The organism is Gordonia sp. LMA167, from assembly GCF_058130025.1.
Genome location: NZ_CM176708.1, coordinates 6,476,613 through 6,503,576, shown reverse-complemented (window position 1 = coordinate 6,503,576; position 26,964 = coordinate 6,476,613). Strand labels below are relative to the sequence as shown.

The following is a 26,964-nucleotide window of genomic DNA, read 5'->3' as shown; positions in this document are numbered from 1 at the left end:
GACGGGCCGGCAGGGAGGTGTCGGTGCGACCGTTGTCATCGCCCGCCGAACTCGGGTGACCTGCGCTCGCGGAATGCTGTCAGACCCTCTTTGAAATCTGCTGTACGACAGGAGAGCTCGAGCGCATAGAGTTCGTGGTTCATGGCCTCGGGCAAGGTGGCGCGCTGACCGTGGCTGATGGCCTGTTTCGCGAGGCCCAGGGCGATGGTCGGTCCGGTGGTCAGGCGCGTCAGGAGTTCAGCGGCGGTCGCGTCCAGTTGGTCGGGAGGTACGGACTGGTGGATCAGACCCCAGTCCTCGGCGTCTCGCGCCCCGACCTTGTCGCCGAGGAGCAGCATCTTCTTGGCCCGCGCGATGCCGATGAGCCGGGGTAGCAGCCAGGTCGAACCCGAATCCGGACTGAACCCGCGGGACATGAACGGCTCCCAGAACACAGCGTCGTCGGCGGCGACGGCGAAGTCGGCGGCCAGCGCGAGGTTGCAGCCGAGTCCCACCGCCCAACCGCGAACGGTGCACACCACGGGTAGATGGATGTCCTGGACCAGTTCGATGATCCGGTGCGCCGCGTGCGGGATGCGACGGACGAGGTCTCCGGACCGGGGGCGCTTCCGCTCGCCGCTGTTGGTCGCGATCCAGTCCGCGCCACCGCAGAAGTTCTCTCCTTCGCCGGTGATCTCGATGGCCCGGAGCGCGTCGTCGGTCGCCGCGGCGGTGAGCGCACCGATCACGGTCTCGACCATGGGCGGGGTGAGGGCGTTGCGCGCATCCGGGCGGTCGAGCACGAGACGTAACAGCGGACCGTCTCTCTCGACCCGGACCTCGCCGGCCGGTCCCGGCGGACCGCCATTTTCCTTCACCGTTGAGCCCCATCTTCCGGAGGGATACTGTTACCTATACGGTAGGCAATACCGTTATAGCTTTCCACAAGTTAGCAAGGAATCGCGATTGGCGGTACCGGCCACCATAGAAAGAGGTCACATGGCGCAGGAGGAAGAAGCGTCTGGGGTGGGTACGGTTGACGGCCGCACCGATCTCCGTTTCGGGGAGGAGCCACTCGCGCAGACCCGGGAGGCCGCTGGAGCGCTCCGCCGCCTCGCAGGTCTGCTGATCTCGCTGGAACACGAGCACCCCGTTGTCGAGGAGCTGATCGGTCGGGTACGGACCTGGGAAGATGAGCTGGCGATGTCGGTGCCGCCGGATCCCCGGCCGCGCTTCGGCCCCGACCAGACCGATGACCAGCGGGTCTACCTCAATCACGCCTTCGACATCGGATCGTTCAACCCGAGTTTCCCGGAATACCGTCTCGACGAGATCGAAGGGGACAGCGCTCGCGGAACGGTCACCTTCCCGGTGCTCTACGAGGGTCCACCCGGACTGGTGCACGGTGGGTTTCTCGCCGCGTTCTTCGACTGCGTGATCCAGCACCACAACTGCGCGGTCGGTGTCGCGGGCAAGACGCGGTCGCTGACCCTCACCTATCGCAGGCCGACTCCGCTGTTGGTGCCGTTGGACTTCGACATCACCCGGGAAGCGACCGAGCGTGGACTACATTGCACGGCCCGCCTGCTTCTCGACGGCCGGCTGCTGTGCACCGGTGAACTCGACTCGGTGGCCATGTCCACCGAGCAGCTCTCGCAGCGCCGGTACGGTGCCCGACGAGCCGAGCCCCGATGACCGGTAGCAGCGCAACTCGAACCGATTCGGGGCTCGCCCCGAATTCGGACTCATATCAATTCGGACTCGCCGAGCTCGGCGTAGCAGCTTGAGGAGAAGAGGAATCACATGGCCGACGCCACTGCCGATGCCACTGCCGACGGTCGAGTGTTGTTCGACCTCGACAAGGACAGCCGAATCGCCACGATCACGTTCAACAACCCGGCACAGCGCAATTCCTACGACAAGGCGATGCGGGACGAGATCGCTCGGTGCCTCGACATCGCGGTCGACGACGATGACATCACCGTGGTCATGCTGCGGGGCGCCGAGGGGGTGTTCAGCACCGGGGCGAACATGAACAACGCCTACGGCTGGTACGGCGGGCAGGCAAACGGTTCGACACCACCCGCCAAGAGCCGGCCGAGTCAGCGTCGGCGACTGATCGTGGACCGCAAGACGTTTGACTTCTACCACGAGTTCCTTGGCTTCCCGAAGGTGACGGTGGGTGAGATCAGCGGGTTCGCTCTCGGCGGCGGGTTCGAGATGGCCCTCATGACCGACATCTCGGTCATCGCACGGGATACCCGAATCGGCATGCCGGCCACGCGCTTCCTCGGTCCGGCATTGGGCAGTCTGCACATGTTCTTCCATCGTCTGGGGCCCGTCCTGGCCCGACGACTCTTGTTGACCGGCGACATCGTGGACGCCGCCTCGGTGGAACATCTGGGTGTCTTCACCGAGACCTGCGATCCGACCGTCGTCACCGCGCGGGCCCGCTACTGGGCGGAGAAGGCGGCCAAGATGCCGGCCGACGGTGTCGTCATCGCGAAAGAGGCCTTCCGCCTGGTCGAACAGAGTCAGGCCTACCAGGGGGAAGAGGTCGCCAGCTACATGTTCCACGCCTACGGCACCAACTTGCAGTTCTCTCCCGGCGAGTTCAACTTCGTGAAGACGCGCGCCGAACACGGCACCAAGGAGGCGTTCCGGCTTCGCGATGAGCATTTTCACGTCCCGGAGCCGGAACTGTAGCTCGCGTCGATCGGAAGCGAGGGGTTCACGCAGGCCGCCGAAGCCTATACTGTTGCCTATACGGTAACTACCCGATAGTCGCTCCACCCACCGAACCACGTCCGTCGCTGCGTCCGCAGCCCGTTGAACCGAGGTCGAGAACCGATGCCCACACCCGTCCTAGTCGGTGCCGTACGCACTGCGATCGGGCGTTCCTTCAAGGGAACGCTCGTGAACACGTCCGCCGAACAACTCGCCACCGCGATCCTGCCGGAGGTGATCCGCAGATCTGGTCTCGAACCCTCCGACGTGAACGACATCATCTTCGCCGAGACCAACTACGGCGGCGGTGACCTGGCGCGATATGCGGCCGCCGCCAACGGGATGGATGATGTGCCCGGGCAGGCCGTCAGCCGCCACTGCGCGGGCAGCCTGACCGCGATCGGAAATGCCGCCGCACAGATCGGTTCGGGCATGGAACAGGTCGTCGTCGCCGGTGGTGTGCAATCCCTGTCCACCGGCCCGCTGATGAAGTGGCGGGTACCTGAGCCGGGGCCCGAGATGACGTTCCGTGAGCCCTGGATTCCGCCGAGTCATCCGGAGACCCCGGATGCACCCACCATGGACATGGCCATCACCGTGGGCTGGAACACCGCGAAGAAAGTCGGTATCACCCGGCCCGAGATGGACGCCTGGGCGGTTCGTTCCCACGAGCGGGCCATCGCAGCAATCGACGCAGGCAAGTTCGTCGACGAGATCATGCCGCTCAAGGTCACGTTGCCCGACGGTGCGATGACCGATTTCGCCGTCGACGAATTCCCGCGCCGGGGTACGTCGCTGGAGAAGCTGGCATCGCTTCCGGTGCTGCATCCGGAGATCGAGGGCTTCTCGATCACCGCCGGTAACAGCAGCGGCATGAACGATGCTGCTGCCGCAGTCACCGTGGTCGACAACGACTTCGCCGCCGCGCGTGGGCTTGACGTCATGGCGTCCGTCCGGGCGTGGGCATCGGTCGGTGTGCCGCCGCGTGATTGCGGCCTCGGGGCGGTCAAGGTGATCGGCCCGGTCCTCGAGCGAGCAGGTATCGGGGTCGGGGACGTCGATCTCTGGGAGATCAACGAGGCCTTCGCATCGGTGCCGATCGCCGCGTGCCGCGAATACGGCATCGACGAGGATTTGGTGAACTTCTCCGGCAGCGGCTGCAGCCTGGGCCACCCCATCGCCGCATCGGGGGCACGCATGGTGACCACCTTGCTCTACGAGTTGCGGCGGCGCGGCGGCGGTATCGGCGTCGCCGCCATGTGCGCGGGGGGCGGACAGGGCGGTGCTGTCGTCATTGAGGTGAAGGGCTGAAACGACATGTCAGATGAAGTGCTACTCGAACGTCGGGGTCGAATCCTGATCATCACGATCAACCGACCACAGGCACGTAATGCGGTCAACCGCGCGGTGAGTCAGGCGATCGCGGACGCGGTCGACGAACTCGATGAGGATCCGAACCTGTCCGTCGCGATCATCACCGGTGCCGGCGGTAACTTCAGCGCCGGGATGGATCTGAAGGCCTTCGCGGCTGGTGAGATCGTCGCCATCGAGGGCCGGGGCATGGGATTCACCGAGCGGCCACCCGCCAAGCCGATCATCGCGGCCGTCGAGGGCTACGCCCTGGCCGGTGGAACCGAGATCGTGCTGGCGACCGATCTGATCGTGGCGGCCAGGTCGGCCAGGTTCGGCATCCCCGAGGTCAAACGCGGTCTCGTCGCCGGTGCCGGCGGCTTGTTCCGTCTGCCCGAACGAATTCCGTACCAGAAGGCCCTCGAGTTGGCGTTGACCGGAGACAGCTTCTCGGCCGAGCAGGGCGAGCAGTACGGCCTGGTGAATGTTCTGGCCGAGGATGGCAACGCGCTGGACGAGGCGATCGCTCTTGCCGAACGCATCACCGAGAACGGGCCGCTTGCCATCGCCGCGACGAAGGAAGTGATCGCCAAGTCGCGCAGCTGGTCCGAGGATGAGAAGTGGCAGAAGCTGATCGAGACGATCGTCCCGGTTTTCGCGTCGAAGGACGCTCAGGAGGGTGCGGTCGCGTTCGCGGAGAAGCGTAAGCCGAACTGGACCGGCACCTGACATCCATCTGCACGTTTGAAACATCGATCATCACACGAATCTCGGAGGGGACATTCATGTCATTTGAAGGTGAAGTGGTTCTGGTCACCGGCGGTGCTGGTGGGCTGGGCGCCGCGACCGTGCGTAAGCTGCACGCCGAAGGGGCGGCGGTGGTCATCGCCGACGTCAACGACGAACCGGCACAGGCGCTTGCGGACGAACTGGGCAACAAGGCCGTCTATGTGCACACCGATGTGCTCGATGATGACTCGGTCAACGCCGCACTGGCCAAGGCCGACGAACTCGGAACGCTGCGGTACGCCGTGATCGCGCACGGCGGAATCGGTGTGCTGGAGAAGATCGTCAATCGAGACGGGAGCCCGCACAGCAGCAAGGGTTTCACCGATACCATCGCCCTGTACCTGACCGGGACGTACAACGTGCTGCGTCTGACCGCGGCGAAGCTGGCCACCCAGGAGAAGAAGCCCAACGGGGAGCGTGGCGCGATCGTCATGACGAGTTCCATCGCGGGATTCGAAGGTCAGATGGGTCAGTCGGCGTACTCGGCTGCCAAGGGCGGGGTCATCTCCCTGACACTCACCGGTGCGCGTGACCTCAGCTCGGTTGCGATCCGACTCAACAGTATTGCGCCGGGAACCATGCGTACCCCGCTGTTGGAGTTGTTGGGCGATGAGGCGCTGGACAAGTTCGCGGCGAACATCCCGTTCCCGAAGCGGCTCGGCACCCCGGACGAATACGCGGGTCTGGCGCAGTATCTGTTGGAGAACACCTACATCAACGGCGAGGTCGTCCGCATCGACGGCGCTCAGCGTTTCCAGCCGCGCTGAGTCGGCTTCCGGGTAGCTGCTGTGGATCTGGGATTGGGTGATGCTTCCGTCGTCGTGGCCGGCGGCGCCCGCGGGATGGGCTTGGCCGCCGCGCGGTGCTTCGCCGATGAGGGGGCACGGGTCGCGTTGCTGGCGCGAACCCGTGCCGACCTCGACACCGCAGTCACCGAACTGAAGGGTCGGGGCAGCCCGGATGCGGTGGGCATGGTGGTCGACGTGCGTGACAGCACCCAGGTTGACCAGGCTTTCGACGACCTCGACAGTCGTTGGGGCTCAGTGAACGTTCTCGTCAACGCGGTGGGCCCGAATGTACGCGGCACGGTGGAGAGTCTGACCGACGAGCAGTGGCGGACCGCGTTCGACGACGGAGTGCTCGGCATCGTGCACTGCGTCCGGTCTGCGTTGGACCTGCTGCGTCGGGCAGAGTGGGCACGAATCGTGAACTTCTCTGCGAGTTCGACTCAGCGACAGACGGTATCGCTGGCCGCCTACACCGCGGCGAAGTCGATGGTGACCAGCATCTCGAAGAACCTGTCGCTGCAACTCGCACCCGACGAGATCCTGGTGAACGTGGTGTCACCGGGCAGCGTCGCATCCGATTCGCTCCTCGCCTGGGCGCGGTCGGTCGGCGTGGACACCGCCGATCCCTACGCATTGATGGCTGCGATCACCGAGCATTTCGGACACCCGGCCCACCTGCCGCGGGTCGGCCTGCCCGAGGAGGTCGGCCCGGTCGTTGCGTTCCTGGCGTCACGGCGAAACTCGTACATGACCGGCGCCAACGTCAACGTCGACGGTGGTACCGACTTCACGTAGATGCAGATCGGTCGACCGGCAGAGACGGTGCCGGCGGCGGTGGCGCGTACCGCGCACCACGTGGGTCCGGTCGCATCTCGCTGGTCGAGTAGCATCTCGTTGGTCGAGTAGCAGCGAACGAAGTGAGTCACATCTCGCTGGTCGAGTAGCAGCGAACGAAGTGAGTCGCGTATCGAGACCTGGGGTGGGTGATCTCGATACGGTCCCTCGCCTGGCGGCTCGGAATCTACTCGATCAGCAGGGGCCCCTCGCCTGGCGGCTGTTGTCGCCGGGTGCGCTCAGGCGGCGGTGGGCACGTTGTTGAGGTTCATCGTGCGCCGGTTGTGGGCGGGGATGGGGCGATCGTGACTCGGCGAACGATTCGGTCAGCGCCTCGGTCGCGTAGCTCCGGTCCCTGAGGAGCCTCCGAGCTTGCGAGGATGCGTCACGAAGGGCCGCCCTTCGTGACGGTCCTTCGCTAGCGCTCCGGACGTCCTCAGGGATCGGGGAAGCGTTGTACGCGAAGCGATGCGCCGGGCAGCGGATGTCGAAGGCCGACTGTTTGATCAGCTCATCGTGGGCGATGGCGTTCTTGGAAGAACGTGCAAGAGAATTTTTCGGGGCGGTCGGGGTCTGTTTGCGTCGTGGCTGAACGGTTGAGCGGCAGGGGATCTCGATACGTCTCCTCGCTGCCGCTCGTCGCCTACTCGATCAGCGAAAGGGGGTCTCCGTTGCCGCCCGTCGCCTACTCGATCAGCGAATGGGGGTCTCCGTTGCCGCTCGTCGCCTACTCGATCAGCGAATGGGGGGCTCCGCGTTCGCTCGTCGCCTACTCGATCAGCGAATGGGGGTCTCCGCGTTCGCTCGTCGCCTACTCGATCAGCGAAAGGGGGGTCTCCGCGTTCGCTCGTCGCCTACTCGACCAGCGAAGGGAGGCTGTTGCACGCTTGTCGTCTACTCGGCAGCGGACGAGGCCGTCTTGCTGCCCTTTGTCGTCGACTCGGCAGCGGAGGGGAGTTGCGCGCTGCCGCTCGTCGATTGCTCGATCTCAGGATGGGGCTCCCCGTCAATCTGGCGACCTCACGACAAGCGGCATCGCGTGCGTCAGAGCTGGATCGGCGGGCCCGCGATCATTGACGCGATGAAGCCGCCGTCGACCTCGAGGTTCTGTCCGGTGAGCCAGCGTGCTTCGGGGGAGCCGAGGAAGGCGATCGCCGGCACGATGTCGTCGACGGTGCCGTGTCGTCCCACGGTGGCGCGGACCATCTCCAATGTGTCTTTGCCCATCGACTTCTCGAAGTCGACCAGGATGGGTGTCTCGACGGGGCCCGGGCTCACCGTGTTCACCCGCACGCCGTACTTGGTCCACGCCGGGCCGGACAGACGTTTGGCGTACGCGAGCACGGCTTCCTTCGAGGCGTTGTACGCCGGGTACCCCGGTTCCTGGGTTGCGAGCCACTGCTCGACGGCCTCGGCATCGGTCGCTGCCAGCAGGCCTTCGAGTTGGGGGAGGCGCTGCTGCCACGCCATGCCGGCCGTGGAGGCGACGGCGACGATGGCCCCACCCGGGTTCAGTAGTGGCAGCATGCCCTCGGCCATGAGGCGCATGCCGAGGTAGTTGATCCGCAACACGTCGGCGTCCGGGGCGGTGCCGGGTACCCCGGCCACGTGTGCCAGTAGATCCCAACCCGAACCGATGGATTGCAGTAGGGCGGCAATCGAGTCCGCGTCCCGCAGATCGACATCACGGTGTTCGGTTGCCGGGGTGTCGTTGCCGCGGATGTCGACGGCGAGCACGTGGTCGCCGAGCTCGTGAAAGTGGGCGGCGGTCGCCGCCCCGATTCCCGACCCCGCGCCCACGACGACGACCTTGCGTTGTGGCGATCCCATGCTTGTCTCCATTCCAGTGCAGTGCGTCAACAGTTGGCCCCAGGCCCGTAGTAACTATAGTATGGCTTACAGTAAATATGCGAGGATCATGCCGAGCGAGGCGCTGGTGTACAGGAGGATGCAGGTGACCGACACGAAGCTCGTCTTCGATCCCTTCTCGCGGGAGTTCTTCGACAATCCATATGACATCTACCGGCGTATGCGCGACGAGGCGCCGGTGTACTACAGCGAGCACTACGACTTCTACGCGCTGAGCCGGCATGAGGACGTCGCACCCGCGTACCGCGATTTCGACACCTACTCCTCGGCCCGCGGCATCGATCTCGCAACGGTACGTGAGGGAAAGATTCCGCCGCACAAGTCGATCATCGTGCTCGACCCACCGGAGCACCGGCACATGCGCCGCCTGGTCAGCAAGGTGTTCACCCCTCGCGCGATCGCCGAATTGCGGGACATGGCCGCCGAGCAGATCGACCGATTTCTCCAGCAGGTGGATCCGACCGGTTTCGACATGGTCCACGATTTCTCGGCGCTGTTCCCGATCGAGATCATCTCGCGGATGCTGGGGGTGCCGGAGGATGCGCGCACGCAGGTGCGGTTGTGGACCGATGACCTGCTCCAACGTGAGGTCGGGCAGATGGAGATGTCGGAGGTGGGGTTCAACGCCGTCGTCGAACTGGCCAGGTTCTACTACGGTCTCGCCGCCGAACGTCGTGAGAACCCGGCAGACGACATGATCACGAAGCTGACGCAGGCCGAGATCGAGCGAGACGATGACGAACCGCCGACGTTGAGCAACATGGAGATCGCGATGTTCGCCTCGTTGCTCGGTGGCGCCGGCGCCGAAACCGTCGCCAAGCTGATCGGCGGTGCACCGGTCACGTTCGCCCGGTTCCCCGACCAATGGAAGAAGTTGCAGGAAGACCGCACCAAGGTGCCGGACGCGGTCGAGGAACTACTTCGATTCGAGTCGCCCAATCAATACAACGTCCGCTACTCCATGAAGGAGGTCACCCTCCACGGGGTGACGATCCCGGCGGGCAAACCGGTGTTCCTGATGCTCGGATCGGCCAACCGGGACCCGGATGCGTTCACCGACGCCGACACCTTCGACATCGACCGTGACCGGTCCGAAGCGCAGAACCTCGCCTTCGGCCTGGGGATTCACAGCTGCCTCGGAGCGGCCTTGGCGCGCCTCGAGAGTTCGATAGCGCTGGAACGGATTCTCGACTTCATGCCGCAGTTCGAGGTCGACCTCGAGCACTGCACCCGCGTCAGCATGCAGAACGTGGCCGGCTACGACCGTGTTCCGGTCAGGGTACTGAGGTAGTCGTCCGACCCGACTCAAGCGGGTGCGAGGGGTGGTCAGAGGGCGGCCGGTCGACAGACCAGCCGCCCTCTGACGTATCCCTGTGAGAGGAAACTCTTCTCGCGTGCCTGCAGGTCAGGTGGTGACCACGGTCGCGCCGGCCGTGCCGGGCGCACCATAGAGGAGCGCGAAGCCTGCGGTCGGATCACCGGGAACCTGGCGATCGCCGGCCGTTCCACGTAGTTGCAGGACCAGCTCGTGCAGCTGACGCAATCCGGATGCACCGATGGGTTCGCCGTTCGCGATCAGACCGCCATCGGTGTTCACCGGCATCGACCCGCCGATCTCGGTGGCGCCGTCGGCGATCAGCTTCTCCTGGTCGCCGTCGGCACAAAAGCCGGCTTCCGCCATGTGGATCACCTCTGCGCCGGCATCGGTGTCCTGGAGCTGGATCACGCCGACGTCCTCGGGGGCGACCCCGGCCGACTCGAACGCCGCGCGTGCGGCGAACACTGATGGCGAGGCGACCTCGTCGACGGGTGCGAAGGTCGTGTTGACCTCGTATGCGCCGTAGGTGCGCGTCCGGACCTCTACCGAACGCACATAGACCGGCTTCGTGGTGAATCGGTCGGCGATATCGGCCCGGCACATGATCACGGCGGCCGCACCCTCGTCGGGCGCGCAGAACATGTAGTGCGTCAACGGATAGTTCAGCATCGGGGCGTTGAGGATCTCCTCCTCGGGAACCGGCTTGCGGCGGAACGCATTGGGATTGAGCGCACCGTTGCGGTAGTTCTTGGCCGCGACGCGGGCAAGGGTCTCCTGCGAGATGCCGTGCTCATGCAGGTATCGGTTGGCCTTCATCCCGAAGAACTTGGTGGTCAGGTACTGGCCGTTCTCCCCGTACCACTTCGGCATGCCGACCAGGGTCGGGTCCACGGTGAATGCGCCTCGCGGATGCTTGTCGAGGCCGATGGCAATGCCGATGTCATACTTGCCCAACCGGATCGCGTCGGTGCATGCCTCGGTGGCGCTGGCCGCGGTGGCGCATGCGTTGAAAACATTCGTGAACGGTATCCCGGTCAGTCCCATGAGACTCACGATTGCATCCGGGTTGGCGACCTCCCAACTACCCCCGACCGCGAATTGCACGTCTTTCCACTCGATCCCGGCGTCGGCGAGGGCAGCGCGGATGGCATCGGCGCCCATCTGCATCGCCGTCTTTCCCTCGAATCGACCGAAGGGATGCATTCCCACCCCGATGATGGCCACGTCGTTCATGTCGCAGATCTCCTGTCCGTCAGACGGGTTGGAAGGCGAAGGTGAGTACGTCGTCACCGGTCTCGTCGGTGCCAAGGGGGATGGTCGTCAGCTCGACGTCCATGCCGAATTCGAGCTTGGCGGGATCGTTCTCGGTGAGTCGTCCCTCGACACGGATGACGTCGCCCAGCTGGACGAGTCCGACGCCGAACGGGACGAACGTCTTGGGTGACTCGTCTCCCAGATAGGGGGCGCCGGGTAGGAAGCCCTGGGTGGTCCAGGCGATCAGGGTGCCGCGCCGCGGAAGCTCGATCTCGGTCATCGCCGGGCGGCTACACCGTGGGCACAGGTCCTGCACCGGGAAAACTGTCGCTTCGCAATCGTTACAGCTACTTCCGAGCAGGTGGGGTTCGGCGTCTGGCCACGTCGAGATCTCCGGTGCGATCATTCGTGTCATGGTGGTTCCTCACGTCGTGATGGTTGGGCGGGGCCGCACGTAGTTCACTCGGTGCCCACGGTCGCCGCCTGCTCGCGGGCCCAGCGGTAGTCGGCCTTGCCCACCGGGCTGCGCTGGATGGCAGGACTGAACAACACGGTCTTGGGCAACTTGTAGCGGGCGATCGATTGGGCGGCGTGATCGATGATGTCGTCTGCGGTCGCCTCCCCGCCCTCGATCAGCTCGACGATCGCGACCACCGCCTCACCCCACTTGTCACTGGGACGTCCGGCGACCAGCACATCGCCGACCGCGGGGTGGGACGCGATCGCCATCTCGACCTCTTCGACGAAGATCTTCTCGCCTCCGGAGTTGATGGTCACCGAGTCACGGCCGAGCAGGTGGATGGCACCGTCGGCGAGATGCTGTGCACGGTCGCCGGGGAGGGAGAAGCGTTCACAGCCGACGACGGGAAAGGTCTTCGCGGTCTTGACCGCATCACCCTTGTACCCGAGTGGCACGAAGCCACGCTGGGCCAACCAGCCGAGCCCGTCGTGCCCGGGTTCGGCGATCTGGTCGATGTGCTCGGTGAGCACACAGGTGTCGGAGCCGGGATTGAACGTGCCGGTGGTGACCGCGCCGACCGTCGAGATGTGGGTCATCTGCGTGCCGGTCTCCGACGATCCGACGCCGTCGAGCACGATGGCATTGGGCAGAACGGCGAGTAGACGTTCTTTGATCGTCGGAGACAGCACGGCACCACCATTGGCGATCACCGCGATCGAGGAGATGTCACGGTCACCACGTTCGAACGCCGTGACGAGGGGGCGTGCGACCGCGTCACCGACCACCATGACGACCATCGGCTTCTCCCGCTCGATGGTCTCGACGACCACGTCCGCGTCGAGTCGGTCCACCACCGGAGACAGCACCACCGTCTGCCCCGATGTCAACGCGGTCATGATGGCCCATTGCGCGGCGCCGTGGATCAGCGGCGCGAGCACCATCACCTTCAGCTGGTTCCCCTGGGCGACGCGGTCTTTGACCTGTTCCAGCGACGACGTGAGTTCGCCCGTGTAGACGTCACGACCACCACCGCCTGCCATGTAGATGTCATGTTGTCGCCACAGCACCCCTTTGGGCATGCCGGTCGTCCCGCCGGTGTACAGGACGTAGAGATCGTCGGGGGAGGGCGTGACCGGCACCGGATCGGGCTGAGTTGTTGCCAGGATCTCTTCGTAATCGACTGCGCCGGGCAGCAGTTCATTGCCGGAGTCGTCGGGGATCTGGATCAGCACACGTAACCGGGGCAGGTCCGGCAACACCTCCGCCAGTCGCGGCGCGAACGTCGCGTGGTAGACGAGTGCGGTGGCGCCGGCGTCGGACAGCAGGTACTGGAGTTCGTTCTTGACGTAGCGATAGTTCACGTTGAACGGTGCGACGCGCGCCCGAAACGCGCCCAGCATCGTCTCCACGTACGCGTTGCCGTTGTACGCGTAGATGCCCAACAGGTCCTGTCCGACCTCGTGGCCGGCAAGCGCGTCACGTTCGGCATACACGCCGAGGCCGCGGTAGTGGAGATACGCTGCAAGTCGCTTCGACCGGTCCGAGATCTGGCGGGTGGTGAGGTGGCGGTCGCCGAAGACGAGGAGATCCCGATCGGGCACGGTCTCCGCGACCGCGTCGGCGACCTCGGGAAAGGTGAACTGGCGTGTCGTGGTGGCGGTGGGGGTGGACTCGGGCATGTCTGCTCCTCGCGCGTCGGCGTTCATCGCTCTCGGTGTGGCTGTCATAGTAACTGTAAGCAATACGGAAAGGCTTGCGATAGGCCCCGGTGCCAATTGGCGCCGATCATCGTCCGACCCAGACCGGTGGTCGACGCTCGACAAAGGCCAGAGCTCCTTCGCGGGCGTCGTCGCCGTTCAGGATTCGGGCCGACTCCCGCTGGACCTGCTGTCGATGAGTGGCGCCCCCGGTGGTGGATTCACGCATGTACTTCTTGGTGAACTGCACGGCCAGAGGGGCATTCGCTGCGATGACAGTGGCGAATCGGTCGGCCTCGGCCAGGACTTGCGACGTCGGCACGACACGATTGACCAGGCCGAGCCCATAGGCGCGTGCCGCATCGATCGGTAAGCCCGTCAAACCCAGTTCCAGTGCGACGGCCACCGGGACGCGGCGGGGAAGTTCGGAGATGCCGCCACCGGCCGCGACGAGTCCGTGTCGGACCTCGGGCAGCGCGAAGGTTGCGTCGTCGGCGGCGACGACGACATCGCAGGCCAACACCAGTTCGAATCCGACGCCGAGCGCACGCCCGTTGACCGCGGCGACGATCGGTTTCGGAAAGTCCCGGGTCAACACGACATCGAGGCCCGGGCCATCGGTGTGGCCGGTGCCACTGCCGTTCTCCGCCAGCGACATCAGATCGAGACCGGCACAGAAGGATCGATCTCCGGCGGCCGCCAGGACCACCACGGCGACACGGCCGTCGGTCTCGGCGTCGGTGAACGCCCGGCCCAGGGCGCCCATGGTCGCGCCGTCGAGCACATTGTGCCGTTCGGGGCGGTTCAGGGTGATGGTGACGATGGCACCGTGCTGTTCGACGAGGACGGACAATGTCCCGACCTCACGCGGCTCCGCGAGGTGTGGCCGCGGAGCCGATCGTCGTCAGGCGTTCCGCATGGTCGAGGATGCACTGCAGGCCGAACTCGAAGTTGTGATCATCCGGGGCGCCGCCGGTATGGCCATGCGCCGCGGCCCGCGCGAGGATCGGCGTCGCCTCCGGCGAGATGGCCAGGTCCTCGTAGTAGGTGCGGGCCGCGGGATCGGACGCCTTGCTCTTCTCGTGCAACCGGGTCAGCACGTTCGAACCGTGCAGATGAAGTTGCAGTGCAGAAAAGGTGTCAAACGCGTCATCGAAGCTGAGCCCTGCCTCCACCAGCCGCGCGACGAGTCGCTCGATGTGTTTGGCGCCGAGCTCGGAGTAACGGGGGCCGAGTGTCGCCCGGATGAGGATGAGGTCGACGAGGATCGGGTTGTCGAGAAATGCCCGGCGCATGGTGTGCGCGTAGTGGTAAAGCGATTCGCGCCAGTCGTCGGACTCCGGGAGCGGAACCGCGAGCAGGTACTGGCGCAGCGCGCGATCCGTCATCGCGTTGAGGAGGTCGTCCTTCTTGCGGAAGTACCAGTAGATGCTGGTGACGCCGACACCGAGGTGCTTGCCGAGCATGGGCATGCTCAGGTTGTCGATCGAGACCTCCTCGGCGAGCTCGAAGGCGCCGGCGATGATGTCGTCGGGATCGATCGAGCCGCGTTCACGCCGTTGGCGTTTGCGTCCGGTGCTCTGCTTCGGCATATCGCCGCCTCTCCGTGAGCGGTCGCTCCTCTGTGACCGGTTACGACAACGTCCCTGAGGACTGTCGAGATAGCTTACGGTAAACGGTACAGTAGACGCCATGACCCTCGTGTCGACTTGGTTCGGGCGAGGGCGGGAGTTTGTTGCGGAACGCTCTACCGATAGGTATACAGTAGGCATGTCCAGTGATGTCGGGGCGACAGGAAGGCGCAGTCGTATGTTCGCGTGCGCGCCATGTGGACGGGAGTCGGCTTGAGTCTCGTCGAGCGGAGTCCGGAGAAGGTCGGCAGCGGCGTCGACGAGGCGGTGCGCTACGAGGTCACCGCGGGCGGCGTCGCGATTCTGACCCTCAACCGACCGGATCGGCTCAACGCGTGGGCCGCGGACATCGCCTCCTCGTTCGCCGGACTGATCGATCGCGCGGAGGATGACCCGGAGGTACGCGTCATCCTCATCACCGGCCGCGGGCGCGGATTCTGCGCGGGCGCCCACATGGGATCGGTCGAGCAGGTCGCCACGCTTGCCGACGGCGAGCCGGTCGACGTCGGCGTCGCGGTCGGCGAGCGGCCCGCACATTTCCTACTCGCCGTGCGCAAGCCGGTGATCGCGGCGATCAACGGAGCCTGCGTCGGGATCGGCCTGACACATGCGCTGATGTGTGACGTGCGATTCGCCGCCGCAGGTGCCAAGTTCGCAGCGCCGTTCACGCGCCGTGGTCTCATCGCCGAGCACGGGATCTCCTGGATTCTGCCGCAGGTCGCGGGGCCCGCGGTCGCCAGGGAACTATTGCTCAGCGGGCGTACGTTTCTCGCCGAAGAGGCGTGCGACCTCGGGTTGGTCACGGCTGTGCTGCCTGCCGACGAACTGTTCTCGCACGCACTGCACTACGCCGAGGATATCGCCGCGAACTGCTCGCCGGCCTCTCTCGCCGTGGTCAAGGAGCAGTTGCGTGTGGACGTCGACAGCTCCGCCCAGGAGGCCGCCTCGCGGGCGGAGGATCTGATGAACGAATCCTTGACACGACCTGACGTGATCGAGGGGATCACGGCGTTCCTCGAGAAACGTACAGCCCGGTTTCCGCCGTTGTCGTGACGAGTCCACGACCATACAACGCCTGCACCACCGAACCACCCGACCACACTCCCATCACCTGGAGGACACGATGAACGAACTCGGATACCTGTCGATCGACGTCGACAACCACTATTACGAGCCGCTCGACGCGTTCACTCGCCACCTGCCCAAGGAGTTCCGCCGTCGAGGCGTGCGAATGCTGCAGGACGGCAAGCACACCGTGGCGGTCATGGGGGAGAAGGTAAACCGGTTCATCCCCAACCCGACGTTCGACCCCATCATCGAGCCGGGCTGTCTTGATCTGATGTTTCGGGGGCAGATCCCCGAGGGCGTCGACCCGGCGTCCCTGATGAAGGTCGAAGAGCTGGGCCTGCGACCTGAGTATCAGAACCGCGACGCACGTATCAAGGTGCTCGAGAATCAGGAACTGGAGTCGATCTTCATGTTCCCGACGTTCGGGTGCGGCGTGGAAGAGGCACTCAAGAAGGACATCGGCGCCACGATGGCGTCGCTGCACGCATTCAACCTGTGGCTCGACGAGGACTGGGGATTCGACCGTCCCGACCACAAGATCTACACCGCGCCGATGATCTCGCTTGCCGACCCGGAGGCCGCCGCGGCGGAGGTCGACTTCGTCATCGCGCGCGGTGCGAAGCTCGTTCACGTCCGGCCCGCGCCGGTTCCGGGAAGCCCCAGGCCCCGTTCGCTCGGCCACGAGAGCCATGATCCGGTGTGGGCGCGTCTGGCCGAGGCCAACGTACCCGTGGCCTTCCATCTGGGCGACAGTGGTTACCTTCAGATCGCGGCCATGTGGGGCGGCAAGGAGAACTTCGAGGGGTTCGGCACGATCGACCCGTTCGACAAGGTGGTGGTGGACGACCGGGCGATTCACGACTCGATCGCGTCGATGATCGTGCACGGCGTGTTCGTGCGGCATCCGAAGCTACGGGTGGCGAGTATCGAGAACGGTTCCGAATGGGTCCACCGGCTGATCAAGCGATTGCACAAGCTCGCCAATCAGTATCCGAAGTGGTTTGCCGAGAACCCGGTAGACGAACTCCGCGAGCATGTCTGGATCGCGCCCTACTACGAAGAGGATGTCAAGCACCTCGCCAACACGATAGGCACCGAACGAGTCCTGTTCGGATCGGATTGGCCGCACGGTGAAGGCCTCGAGAATCCGACGTCGTACGTAGATGATCTCGCGGGCCTGAGCAGCGACGCGGAGATCCGCCGGGTGATGCGTGAGAACGCGCTGGAGTACCTGGGGATCTCGGTTCCGTCGGTGGCGTGATCTGCGGAGAACGGGAGACTCATGCCGCACAAGGTGATCGATTGTCTGGTCAACGTCCATTTCGGGGAGACCGAGCAGCAGCCGTCGTGGATGCTGGCCGTCCGGGACAACTATTTCAAGGGCGGCTCGTCGATGTTCGCGCCGGTCGACGTGTCGGAATTGCTCGACGAGATGGACGAGCAGGGTGTACGCCGGGCGATCCTGATGGATTCGCTGGCCAAGCCGTCGGTGACGGCGCGCAAGTTCGTCGAGGCTCATCCGGACCGGTTCTCGCTGGCCATGGGTGGCGCGAACCTGTTGCGTCCGGTCGCTTCGATGCGCGAGCTCGCGGCGGTGGTGGCCGACCTCCCGGTCACCTATGCCGCAGTGGGGCCGAGTTTCTGGGGTGATGCGCAGTACCCGCCGAGCGATGCGGTGTACTACCCGCTGTACGCCAAGTGCGCCGAACTCGACCTGCCGCTCTGTATCAACACGGGTATTCCCGGGCCGCCGATACCGGGGGAGGTGCAGAATCCGATTCATCTCGACCGGGTGTGCGTCCGGTTCCCGGAACTCAAGCTCTGCATGATCCATGGTGCCGACCCGTGGTGGGACGTCGCCATCCGGTTGCTCATCAAGTACCCGAATCTTCGCCTGATGACCTCAGCCTGGTCGCCGAAACGACTGCCGGAGAGTCTGTTGTACTACATGCGCAAGCGTGGACCCGACAAGGTGATCTTCGGTTCGGACTGGCCCGTTCTCAGCCAGCGTCGCCTCATACCGGAGGCGGAGGTACTCGATCTGCCCCCCGACGTCCTCGACAACTACCTCTACAACAACGCCCACGAGTTCTTCTTCGCGAAACAGGAGCAGTGAGATGGACCGGTACGAATTGCGCAGGGAAGACTACAGCTTGTCTGCAGATCAGATCGACCTGCAAACCGCCTATGCGAAGTTCTTCCAGACCTATTCGACCATCGAGATCGTCCGGGCGGCTGAAGGCGAAGGGATCGACCGTGGGTTGTGGCAGCGACTGTGCGGCACCGGCGCGACCACGATGGCCCTGCCCGAGCACGTCGGCGGAGATGGTGCGACCCTGGTCGACCTGACCTTGGTCGCCGAGGAGGTCGGTCGATGGCTGGCGCCCGTGCCCTGGATTGATCACGTCTGTGCGACTCGCCTGCTCGCCCGTCTCGGCGCGATGGACTCAGGTGATCCGCGGACCGGTCGATTCCTCTCCGGCGCAGACATTCTCGGACTCGACGCGCAGATCGAGTCCGTATCGGGACCACGATTGATCCCGATCGGTTCGATCGCCGATGCCGTCGTGGTACGCGACGGCGAGGAGATCGTCCTGCTCTCCTTTGACGAACCTCTCACCAGGGTCGACAATCTCGGTCGTCTGCCGATGGCGTGGGTCGACCCGTCCTCGGCCTCCGAGCGGATCGCACTGGCCACGGGCGCCGCAGCGATCGCGGAGTATCGACGAGCGACCGACGAGTGGCGGCTGCTGACGGCGGCCGCCCTGGTCGGTCTGGTCGAGCAGACCATGAGGATCGCCGCGGAGTTCGCGACCACCCGGTACACCTATGGTGTCCCGATCGCATCGCTGCAGGGTATCTCACATCCGTTGGCCAACATCGCGATCAGCGTGGAAGGCGGCCGGGCATTGGCACGCAAGGCCGCGTGGTACCTCGACTTCGAGCCGCAAGCGCGACCGGAACTCACCGGAGCGGTCTTCGTGTTCATGACCGAAGAAGCCGCCAAGGCGGCAACGATGGCCGTGCATGTGCAGGGCGGTCTGGGTGTGTCCACCGAGGCCGCGGCGACGTCCTACCTGGTACGTGCGCGCGGATGGCCGGTTGCCGGCGGAGACCCGGGGGCCACGGCGAAGCAGGTCGCCCGGACGATCGCCGACCGGGCCGCCGCCGAGTCCGTGGCACAGTCGGCAGCGGTCTGAAAGGAGCACGGACTATGGATTTTTCACGAGTGCAGTTGTCTGTTGACGAGCAGGAATTCCTGGACGAGATCAGGAAGTTCCTGAGCACGCATGTCACCGACGACGTGCGGCGTCGGGACCGTGAGACCGGAGACAACTTCGACGAGGCCGTCCACCTGGCGATGGGGGCCGCCGGATATCTCGAGCGCGAGTATCGGCCGGCGGATCAGGGTGGGTTCGATCGGGTTCGCAGGCGGCTGTGGGAACTGGAGAAGCGGCGCGTGCACGTTCCCTGGGTGACCTGGGGGACCACCTCGATCGTCGCCCGCTCGGTGGAGAACCACGGCTCGCCGGAGCTCCGCGACGAGGTGCTGCCGAAGGTCTTCAGCGGGCACGTGCGGCTCTGCCTGGGTTACACCGAACCCGACGGCGGTTCCGACGTCGCGACCTGCAAGACCCGGGCCGTGCGTGACGGCGACGACTGGGTTGTCAACGGCTCCAAGATGTTCACCACCGGTGCCCACAACTGCCAGTATGTCTTCCTGATCACCAACACCGATCCGTCGGCCAAGAAGCACAAGAGTCTGACGATGTTCCTGGTGCCGTTGGACACGCCGGGCATCGATATCCAGGCGCTGTGGACCGTCGACGGTGACCGGACGAACATCGTCTATTACAGCGATGTCCGGATCTCCGACAAGTACCGTCTGGGCGAAGTGAACGAGGGGTGGACCGTGCTGCGCGGGCCACTGGACACCGAACATGGTGTGGCGGAGCCGAATACCGATGGACTCGAGGACGTCTCGATCATGCAGCACCAGGGGTCGTTCATGGCGACCACCGTCGACACGGTGTCCGAGATCGTCACGCGTCGCGGTCCGGATGGGCGGCGACGCATCGACGACGGTTCGATCGCCTACCGTCTGGGCCACAGCGTCGCTCGGATCGAGGCGTCGTTGAGTACGCCCAACATGTACGGGCGGGTTGCGTTGGCCCAGACGATGCGCGACGTCGCGCCCGAGCTGATGGACGTACTCGGGCCCGCGTCGGTGCTGCCGACCGAAACCTCCGGTGCGATCGACGACGGTGCGAGTGAGTACCTCTTCCGCTGGGCGCCGCTGTGCGGGATCTACGGAGGCACACTCGAGGTGTTCCGGAACATGATCGCTCAGCACGCTCTCGGGATGGGACGTCCCAGCTACGCGCAGACGCGCGCCGCTGCGCCGACGTAAGCCGACTCGGACCCGATACCCCGACGCCGCCGGCCGAGATCTCGCGTCTCGATCGGTGGCGTCGTCGTGTCTGTGCAGAAATCGTGGGAATGAGCTGGGCGAACGACTGTTTACGGGCGGTGTGAGAAGTTTGGTGATTTTCTACTGAAAGCCCAACTATTAGAGCTACCGTTCGATGTACCGTGGCTCCCTTCCCTCGACTGAGGTGGCGGCGCTGCTGGTGTCGTCGTACTTTCGCTCCCGAAGGGGACCTGCCCTGTGACCGACCACCTCCAATTCCTGTTGCTGGGCCTGGGTGCGGGCGCGGTGTTCGCCGCGTTGGCGCTGGCGCTCGTCATCGTCTACCGCAGTTCGGGAGTCATCAACTTCGGGACCGGATCGATCGCACTGTGCGGGGCCTACATCTACGCCTTTCTTCGCGAGGGCGAACTCGTCCTGCTCATCCCCGGGCTCCCCAAGACGATCGACGTGGGCGGCGACCCGGGGTTTTTTGTCGCAGCTCTCATCTCGGTGATCGTGTGCGCGGTGCTCGGCCTCGCGCTCTATCTGATCGTCTTCCGCCCGTTGCGCACTGCGCCTCCCGTCGCGAGAGCGGTGGCCTCCATCGGGGTGATGATCGTCTTCGCGGCCGCGACCGCTGCGCAGGTCGGCATCAACCCGGTCGGCGTCGACGCCATCTTCCCGGTTGACATCTGGGACGTCGGTTCCATCCGGATACCACAAGACCGGGTGTTGTTCGCGGCGACGATCGTTGCCGTGGCGATAGCGCTCGCCGTCGCCTATCGATTCACCCGATTCGGTCTGGCCACCCGCGCGACCGCGGAGAGCGAGGAAGGTGCCTATGTCAGCGGGCTGTCGCCGGACCGGATAGCCGCGGCCAACTGGATGGTCGGCTCGGCGGTGGCGGCCTTGGCCGGGATCCTGATCTCACCGATTGTCCCGCTCACCCCGATGGCCTACACCCTGTTCATCGTTCCGGCGCTGGCCGCCGCCATCATCGGCAGATTCTCGTCGGTGTTGGCCGCAGTGGCCGCGGGGCTGGTGATCGGCATGCTGCAGTCGGAGGCCACATATCTTCCGCGCGTCTATGATTGGCTGCCCTCCACCGGACTCGTCGAGCTGGTTCCCCTGATCATCGTGCTGGTGGTCCTCGTCGCCTGGGCGCGGCCGTTGCCGTCCCGGGGTGCGGTGATCGTCTCCGAACTCGGGCATGCGCCGTCGCCACGCCGGATCGTCCTGGGCTGCGTGGTGCCCGCCGCGGTCGCGGTCGTCGGTCTGCTGGTCGCCGACGGTGACTGGCGGTCGGCGCTCATCACCAGCATGATCCTGGCGGTGATCGGCCTGTCTCAGGTGGTCATCACCGGATATGCCGGGCAGGTCTCGCTCGCACAGCTGACCATCGCGGGTTCCGGCGCGTTCCTCGTCGGACCGATCACGGCGGGCTGGGGGGTACCGTTCCCGATCGCGCCGCTGCTCGCCGCGCTCATCGCGGCGGCGATCGGTGTGATCATCGGCCTGCCGGCACTGCGGGTGCGTGGCCTGACCGTGGCCGTCGTGACGCTCACCATGGCGTACACGATCGAAGCGATCTGGTTCCGCAACGACACCTTCGTCGGCGCCGACGGCGTGGACGTGCCGGCGCCGAGCATGTTCGGACTCGACCTCGGTATCGGTTCGGGCAGTGCCTATCCTCGTGTGCAGTTCGGGCTGCTGTGCCTGGCCGTGTTGGTGTTGGTGGGTCTCGGCGTGGCATTCCTGCGGCGGAGCCGGCTCGGTACCCGCATGCTGGCGGTCCGCGCCAACGAACGTTCGGCCTCCGCGTCGGGTGTCGACGTGGTGCGGATCAAGCTCGTGGCGTTCGCCATCGGCGCGTTCATCGCCGGGCTCGGCGGGTGCCTTTTCGCCTATCAGCAGACCAACGTGTCGTTTCAGCCGTTCACGGTGATCATCGGCGTCACGTTCTTCGCCACCGTCTACCTGGCCGGGGTCACCTCCATCTCCGGGGGCATCCTGAGCGGGTTTCTCGGCATGGGCGCGGTGTTCTACCTACTGCTCGACCGGGCGCTCGGCGGCAGTGAGTACTACCAGGTCATCGTCGGGCTCGCGCTGATCGTGACGGTTCTGTTCAACCCGGAGGGCGTCGTCGGGCCCGTGCACGCGGCGCTGGCACGCAGGCGCGGGAGCGGCCCGGGTGCCACGCCGACGGGTTCGGCGGTGTCGGAACCATTGGCCCCGAGTGACTCCGCTCGTGTCGAGATGGGCGAGCCCATCCTGTCTCTCACCGGTGTCACCGTGCGATATGGAGGCGTCCTCGCGGTCGACGACGTCAGCTTCTCGGTTCGCCGGGGAGCGATCGTCGGTCTGATCGGCCCCAACGGGGCCGGGAAGACCACGTTGATCGACGCCATCAGCGGTTTCGCCCGGTCGTCTGGGATCATCACCCTCGGGTCCGAGCAGATCGACGGGATGCGGTCCCACCGGCGTATCAGGGCGGGGCTCGGCCGCACCTTTCAGGCGATCGAGCTGTACGAGGACCTGAGCGTCCGCGAGAACATACTCGTTGGTCTGTCCGGACGCGGCTTGTCGCTCGGGGCCGACGAAGCCGACCTCGACGAGATCTTCGCGACGCTCGGACTGGCCGACGTCCGCGACGTGGCGGCGGGTGAACTCTCACAAGGACAGCGGCAGCTGGTGTCCATCGCCCGGGCCTTGGCCGGGCGGCCGCGGGTCCTGCTGCTCGACGAACCGGCCGGCGGCCTCGACAGCACCGAGAGCGCCTGGCTGGGTGAGCGGCTCAAGATGATCCGGGACACCGGCGTCACGATCCTGCTGGTCGAACACGACATGAGTCTGGTGCTCAGCATCTGCGACCGGATCGAGGTGGTGAACTTCGGGCGCCTCCTCGCCAGTGGCACCCCCGCCGAGATCAGGGCGAACCCTGCTGTGGCCGAGGCCTATCTCGGCACCGGGAGCGCACGTGCCGGGCAACAACCACAACCCGATGTCACGCCGGAAGGAGTGGTTCTGTGAGCCTCGAGGTGCGGGGCCTGATCGCCGGCTACGCCAAGGTACCGGTGGTGTGGGACCTCGACGTCGACGTGGCGGACGGGTCGGTGCTCGCGGTCCTCGGGCCCAACGGGGCAGGCAAATCGACACTCCTGCGCACCCTGGCGGGACTGCTGCCGCGCCTCGGCGGCGGGGTTCGCGTGAACGGCAAGCCACTGTCGAGCGGAAACCCTGCTCGCGCCAACAGATCCGGTGTGGTGCTGGTACCGGACAACCGCGCGCTGTTCACCGGACTGACCGTGGCCGACAACCTGTCGATCGCACGACGCCGCGGCGGAATGTCGGATAACGATGTGCGTGAACTCTTCCCGGCCCTCGCCGACCGCTGGAAGCTGGCCGCCGGATCACTGTCCGGAGGTGAGCAACAAATGCTCGCCGTCGCACGTGCGCTCGTGCAGAAGCCGTCGGTTCTGCTCATCGACGAGATGAGTATGGGTTTGGCGCCGGTGATCGTGGAGGGCCTGCTACCGATGGTGCGGCAGATAGCCGACACCAGTGGTGCCACCGTCGTACTCGTCGAGCAGCACGTCCAACTCGCGCTCGAGGTCGCCGACGAGGCGCTGGTCCTGGTCCACGGCCGGGCCGCTCTGCGTGCGGAAGCCGGCGAACTCCGGGATGACCCACATCGTCTGCACTCGGCCTACTTCGGAGGTGAGCCGGCGCAGTCCCCGAGCTGACCAGATCGTCGTGTGCCACCGATGCGCCTCGCGCGCTCTCTGTTTCGACATTCAAACCTCTACATGTCAGGAGAACATGAAGTGAAATCCTCACACAGACGGTGGGCGATGCTGCCGTGCGTCGCGATGGCGGTGGCGCTGGTCGCCGCGGGATGCTCCGGAGACGACGGTGACTCGTCAGCCGGCGGCGCTCCGGACGAGTCGGCCTTGTCGCGCTCGGGTCCCAGGGGGCCCTGTCCGCTGCCTCGGGCGATGATCACGTCCGGATTGAACGATCGGATCTTCTCGACGGACAGTCCGGCACGTTCGAGCTGGCCGGGCAGCCAGTTGGTGAGGAAGACATCGGCTTTCGCGATCAACTTGCCCAGGATGGCCAACCCGTCGTCGGTCTTGATGTCCATCGCGATGCTGCGTTTGCCGTGGTTGCCGATCTCCATCATGAAGCTTGCCTTGACCCGCGAATCGGCGGGATCGAGACCCCCGACGGTGAGGTAGCGACACGGGTCACCGCCTCTGGTGTCCTCGACCTTGATGACGTCGGCGCCCCAGTCGCGCAGGATCACTCCCGCACTCGGGACATAGGTCCACGAAGCGAGTTCCACGACGACGACACCGGTGAGCAGATCGGACATCCGCGTTCCTCCCGAAAGATTGGCACTACAGCATTGAGAGATATTACTGTAAGAATTACAGTTAGTCATCCGGTCGTGGTCGTCGAATGAGGGAGTTGGATGGACACGGTAGAAAAATCGGTTCCGGTGCCGGACCCGGTGACCGCGTTCTACTGGGAGGCCGCGGCGCGCGAGGAACTGGTCGTGCAGGGGTTCGCGGGCACCGATGTACTGCAGTTCCCGCCCGAACCTGTCGCGATGGGAGTGACGGGCCCGGTAGGTGACAGTATCGCCGTGCCGGTGTCCGGTCGGGGACGTCTGTACGCCTTCACGGTGCTGCATCAGGCCTTTCACCCCGCGTACACGGATGCAGGTCCGCTGATCATGGCGTTGACCGAGCTCGACGATGCCCCGGGCACCCGGATTCTGACGAATCTGGTGGAGGTCGAGCCGTCCGAGCTGGTGGTCGACATGCCCCTCGAGGTCGTGTTCGAGGCGCGTGGGGATCATCGGATTCCGCAGTTCCGTCCGGTTCGCGAGGCTCGCGCGGAGGAGTCCGGAGATTCCCGGTCCCTGAGGAGGTCCGGAGCGCTAGCGGCTGAGGACGTATCTCCCCGGTCCCTGGAGGGGGCCGGTGCGGCGGCGGCTGAGGACGTATCTCCCCGGTCCCTGAGGAGGGCCGGTGCGGCGGCGGCTGAGGACGTATCACCCCGGTCCCTGAGGAGGTCCGGAGCGCTAGCGGAGGGCCGTCACGAAGGGCCGGCCCTTCGTGACGCTCGCAAGCTCGCTCCTCAGGGGGCGGTGGAGGATGGCGAGCTCGGCGATTCCCGGTCCCTGAGGAGGTCCGGAGCGCTAGCGGCTGAGGACGTATCACCCCGGTCCCTGAGGAGGTCCGGAGCGCTAGCGGAGGGCCGTCACGAAGGGTCGGCCCTTCGTGACGCTCGCAAGCTCGCTCCTCAGGGGGCGGTGGAGAATGGCGAGCTCGGTGATTCCCGGTCCCTGGAGGGGGCCGGTGCGGCGGCGGCTGAGGACGTATCCCCCCGGTCCCTGGAGGGGGCCGGTGCGCCCGCGGCTGAGGACGTATCTCCCCGGTCCCTGAGGAGGTCCGGAGCGCTAGCGGAGGGCCGTCACGAAGGGCCGGCCCTTCGTGACGCTTCCTCGCAGGCTCGGGGGCTCCTCAGGGAGCGGTTGGCAGGGGACGCCAAGCTCGCTCCGCAGGGATCGGCAGGGGATGGTGAGTCCTCGAGTCAGCGATCACGCGGTGTGAGCAGGCCGCGCGCAGCGGTCGTCGGCGTCGGATACTCCTCGATCCACCGGGAGAAGGGGGTCGACTGCCGGCCACTCGCCGTCGAGGCGTGCCGGACGGCGATCGCCGACGCCGGCTTGTCGGTCGCCGACGTCGACGGCATCTTCGAGTACGCAGGCGACGAAGGTGCCCAGGACATCCAGCGGATGCTCGGCATCGACAACCTCTCCACCTACGCCGACTACACCGCCCGCTGCCCATCGGCGATCACCGCCGCGCTCGGCGCCGAGATGGCCGTGCTGTCCGGCGCATGCGACGTCGCGCTCGTGGTCCGATCCGTGACCCGCGAATGGGGCACGATGAGCGGCCGGCGGGTGCCGTCGGCGACCGGCCGGGGACAATTCGAACTGCCCTATGGCGTGATGGGCGGCGTGATCCCGGTGATGGGTATGCGCAAACAGCGGCGGTTGGCCGAGTTCGGCCTCACCGAGGACCACTACGCACATCTCTCCGTCGGTGCGCGGAAATGGTCGGCGCTCAACGACCGCGCGGTACTCCGCGACCCGATCACCGTCGACGACTACTTCGACTCCCGATACGTGGCAGAACCGCTGCGGCTCTTCGATTGTGACTATCCGGTCACCGGGGCGTGCGCGGTGGTGATCACGACTGCCGAGCGCGCTGCGGACCTCGCGCAGTGTCCGGTGGTCATCGATGCCAGCTCTATGGGCACCGGTCGCGGCGCCGATTGGACCTACACTCCCGACTTCGTCTTCGGCGGCACCCGGGCCTGCGCGGACAACATGTGGCGCAAGGCGTCTGTCACACCGGCCGACATCGACGTCGCCGAACTCTACGACGGCTTCACCCACATCGCCATCTCCTGGACCGAGGCACTCGGGATCTGTGGTCTCGGTGAATTGGGCGACTGGGTGGACAAAGGTCACACCATCGCGCCCGGTGGCGCGCTGCCACTCAACACAACCGGCGGGCAGCTGGCCGAGGGACGACTGCACGGCCTGAGTTTCCTCGCCGAGGCGGTTCTTCAGCTCCGCGGGGAGACCGGGGAACGACAGGTGCCCGATGCGGAGGTCGCGGTGGTGGCCAACGGTTTCGGTCCGCAGTGCGCGTCGATGGTGTTGACCCGATGACCCCCGACGCGCCGAGAACAACAAGAAGCCGACAGAGT

General features: G+C 65.6%; 22 protein-coding genes and 2 pseudogenes. 16 read left to right on the top strand and 8 right to left on the bottom strand.

The genetic code is table 11. The features are described 5' to 3' along the window. Positions 1-35: 35 nt before the first annotated feature. On the bottom strand, positions 36-857 hold the full coding sequence (locus ACVT6V_RS29200) for an enoyl-CoA hydratase/isomerase family protein (RefSeq protein WP_489897538.1): 822 nt from the start codon (positions 855-857) through the stop codon (positions 36-38). A 121-nt stretch (positions 858-978) separates the two neighbouring features. Between ACVT6V_RS29200 and ACVT6V_RS29195 the strand changes: the two genes are divergently transcribed. From ACVT6V_RS29195 to ACVT6V_RS29170, 6 genes are all read left to right on the top strand, one after another. Then, positions 979-1,674, top strand: a complete 696-nt coding sequence (locus tag ACVT6V_RS29195; protein ID WP_489897537.1) for a PaaI family thioesterase — start codon at positions 979-981, stop codon at positions 1,672-1,674. Between the two features lie 108 nt (positions 1,675-1,782). After that, complete coding sequence (locus ACVT6V_RS29190) at positions 1,783-2,685, top strand: enoyl-CoA hydratase/isomerase family protein (protein ID WP_489897536.1); 903 nt, start codon at positions 1,783-1,785, stop codon at positions 2,683-2,685. A 144-nt stretch (positions 2,686-2,829) separates the two neighbouring features. Further along, on the top strand, positions 2,830-4,017 hold the full coding sequence (locus ACVT6V_RS29185; RefSeq protein ID WP_489897535.1) for a thiolase family protein: 1,188 nt from the start codon (positions 2,830-2,832) through the stop codon (positions 4,015-4,017). A 6-nt stretch (positions 4,018-4,023) separates the two neighbouring features. Further along, entirely contained in the window at positions 4,024-4,785 is a 762-nt protein-coding gene (locus tag ACVT6V_RS29180; protein WP_489897534.1) for a crotonase/enoyl-CoA hydratase family protein, read from the top strand. 56 nt (positions 4,786-4,841) lie between these two features. Then, positions 4,842-5,612 (top strand): SDR family NAD(P)-dependent oxidoreductase, encoded by a 771-nt coding sequence (locus tag ACVT6V_RS29175; protein WP_489897533.1) that lies wholly within the window; start codon positions 4,842-4,844, stop codon positions 5,610-5,612. Positions 5,613-5,633: 21 nt separating this feature from the next. Further along, the gene (locus ACVT6V_RS29170; RefSeq protein WP_489897532.1) at positions 5,634-6,428 is read left to right on the top strand and encodes an SDR family NAD(P)-dependent oxidoreductase; all 795 of its coding nucleotides are present in this window, start codon (positions 5,634-5,636) and stop codon (positions 6,426-6,428) included. 1,083 nt (positions 6,429-7,511) lie between these two features. On the opposite strand, the gene ACVT6V_RS29165 is transcribed toward ACVT6V_RS29170, so the two are convergent. Next, a complete protein-coding gene (locus ACVT6V_RS29165; RefSeq protein ID WP_489897531.1) occupies positions 7,512-8,297 on the bottom strand; it encodes a coniferyl-alcohol dehydrogenase in 786 nt (261 codons plus the stop codon). A gap of 124 nt (positions 8,298-8,421) precedes the next feature. On the opposite strand from ACVT6V_RS29165, the gene ACVT6V_RS29160 reads away from it, so the two are divergent. Further along, complete coding sequence (locus ACVT6V_RS29160) at positions 8,422-9,627, top strand: cytochrome P450 (RefSeq protein ID WP_489897530.1); 1,206 nt, start codon at positions 8,422-8,424, stop codon at positions 9,625-9,627. Between the two features lie 114 nt (positions 9,628-9,741). Here the strand turns inward: ACVT6V_RS29160 and ACVT6V_RS29155 are convergent, their stop codons facing one another. From ACVT6V_RS29155 to ACVT6V_RS29135, 5 genes are all read right to left on the bottom strand, one after another. Continuing rightward, positions 9,742-10,887, bottom strand: coding sequence for a thiolase family protein (locus ACVT6V_RS29155; protein ID WP_489897529.1), 1,146 nt, complete (start codon positions 10,885-10,887; stop codon positions 9,742-9,744). A gap of 19 nt (positions 10,888-10,906) precedes the next feature. Further along, positions 10,907-11,323, bottom strand: a complete 417-nt coding sequence (locus tag ACVT6V_RS29150; RefSeq protein WP_489897528.1) for a Zn-ribbon domain-containing OB-fold protein — start codon at positions 11,321-11,323, stop codon at positions 10,907-10,909. Positions 11,324-11,367: 44 nt separating this feature from the next. Then, a complete protein-coding gene (locus ACVT6V_RS29145) occupies positions 11,368-13,047 on the bottom strand; it encodes an acyl-CoA synthetase (RefSeq protein ID WP_489897527.1) in 1,680 nt (559 codons plus the stop codon). A gap of 106 nt (positions 13,048-13,153) precedes the next feature. Further along, positions 13,154-13,918 carry an enoyl-CoA hydratase/isomerase family protein gene (locus ACVT6V_RS29140; RefSeq protein ID WP_489897526.1) on the bottom strand — a complete coding sequence of 255 codons (765 nt, stop codon included), beginning with the start codon at positions 13,916-13,918 and terminating at the stop codon, positions 13,154-13,156. A gap of 10 nt (positions 13,919-13,928) precedes the next feature. Continuing rightward, positions 13,929-14,657, bottom strand: a complete 729-nt coding sequence (locus tag ACVT6V_RS29135) for a TetR/AcrR family transcriptional regulator (RefSeq protein WP_489897525.1) — start codon at positions 14,655-14,657, stop codon at positions 13,929-13,931. A gap of 252 nt (positions 14,658-14,909) precedes the next feature. Here ACVT6V_RS29135 and ACVT6V_RS29130 point away from each other — a divergent pair, with 252 nt between their 5' ends. From ACVT6V_RS29130 to ACVT6V_RS29100, 7 genes are all read left to right on the top strand, one after another. Continuing rightward, positions 14,910-15,749, top strand: coding sequence for an enoyl-CoA hydratase (locus ACVT6V_RS29130; protein WP_489897524.1), 840 nt, complete (start codon positions 14,910-14,912; stop codon positions 15,747-15,749). A gap of 70 nt (positions 15,750-15,819) precedes the next feature. Then, on the top strand, positions 15,820-17,025 hold the full coding sequence (locus tag ACVT6V_RS29125) for an amidohydrolase family protein (RefSeq protein ID WP_489897523.1): 1,206 nt from the start codon (positions 15,820-15,822) through the stop codon (positions 17,023-17,025). Positions 17,026-17,046: 21 nt separating this feature from the next. Next, positions 17,047-17,880: an amidohydrolase family protein gene (locus tag ACVT6V_RS29120; RefSeq protein WP_489897522.1), complete on the top strand. Its 834-nt coding sequence runs from the start codon at positions 17,047-17,049 to the stop codon at positions 17,878-17,880. 1 nt (position 17,881) lies between these two features. Further along, the gene (locus tag ACVT6V_RS29115) at positions 17,882-18,964 is read left to right on the top strand and encodes an acyl-CoA dehydrogenase family protein (RefSeq protein WP_489897521.1); all 1,083 of its coding nucleotides are present in this window, start codon (positions 17,882-17,884) and stop codon (positions 18,962-18,964) included. Positions 18,965-18,978: 14 nt separating this feature from the next. Next, on the top strand, positions 18,979-20,175 hold the full coding sequence (locus ACVT6V_RS29110) for an acyl-CoA dehydrogenase family protein (RefSeq protein WP_489897520.1): 1,197 nt from the start codon (positions 18,979-18,981) through the stop codon (positions 20,173-20,175). A 258-nt stretch (positions 20,176-20,433) separates the two neighbouring features. Next, a complete protein-coding gene (locus ACVT6V_RS29105) occupies positions 20,434-23,205 on the top strand; it encodes an ABC transporter permease subunit (protein ID WP_489897519.1) in 2,772 nt (923 codons plus the stop codon). Continuing rightward, positions 23,202-23,918, top strand: coding sequence for an ABC transporter ATP-binding protein (locus ACVT6V_RS29100; RefSeq protein ID WP_489897518.1), 717 nt, complete (start codon positions 23,202-23,204; stop codon positions 23,916-23,918). The genes ACVT6V_RS29105 and ACVT6V_RS29100 overlap by 4 nt, the downstream gene beginning before the upstream one ends. Before the next feature lie 188 nt (positions 23,919-24,106). On the opposite strand, the pseudogene ACVT6V_RS29095 reads toward ACVT6V_RS29100, so the two are convergent. Beyond that, positions 24,107-24,550, bottom strand: a pseudogene (locus tag ACVT6V_RS29095) (CoA transferase); the annotation flags it as partial. 99 nt (positions 24,551-24,649) lie between these two features. On the opposite strand from ACVT6V_RS29095, the pseudogene ACVT6V_RS29090 reads away from it, so the two are divergent. Beyond that, positions 24,650-25,012, top strand: a pseudogene (locus ACVT6V_RS29090) (Zn-ribbon domain-containing OB-fold protein); the annotation flags it as partial. A 780-nt stretch (positions 25,013-25,792) separates the two neighbouring features. Further along, positions 25,793-26,926 carry a thiolase family protein gene (locus tag ACVT6V_RS29085; protein WP_489901059.1) on the top strand — a complete coding sequence of 378 codons (1,134 nt, stop codon included), beginning with the start codon at positions 25,793-25,795 and terminating at the stop codon, positions 26,924-26,926. Positions 26,927-26,964 lie beyond the last annotated feature (38 nt).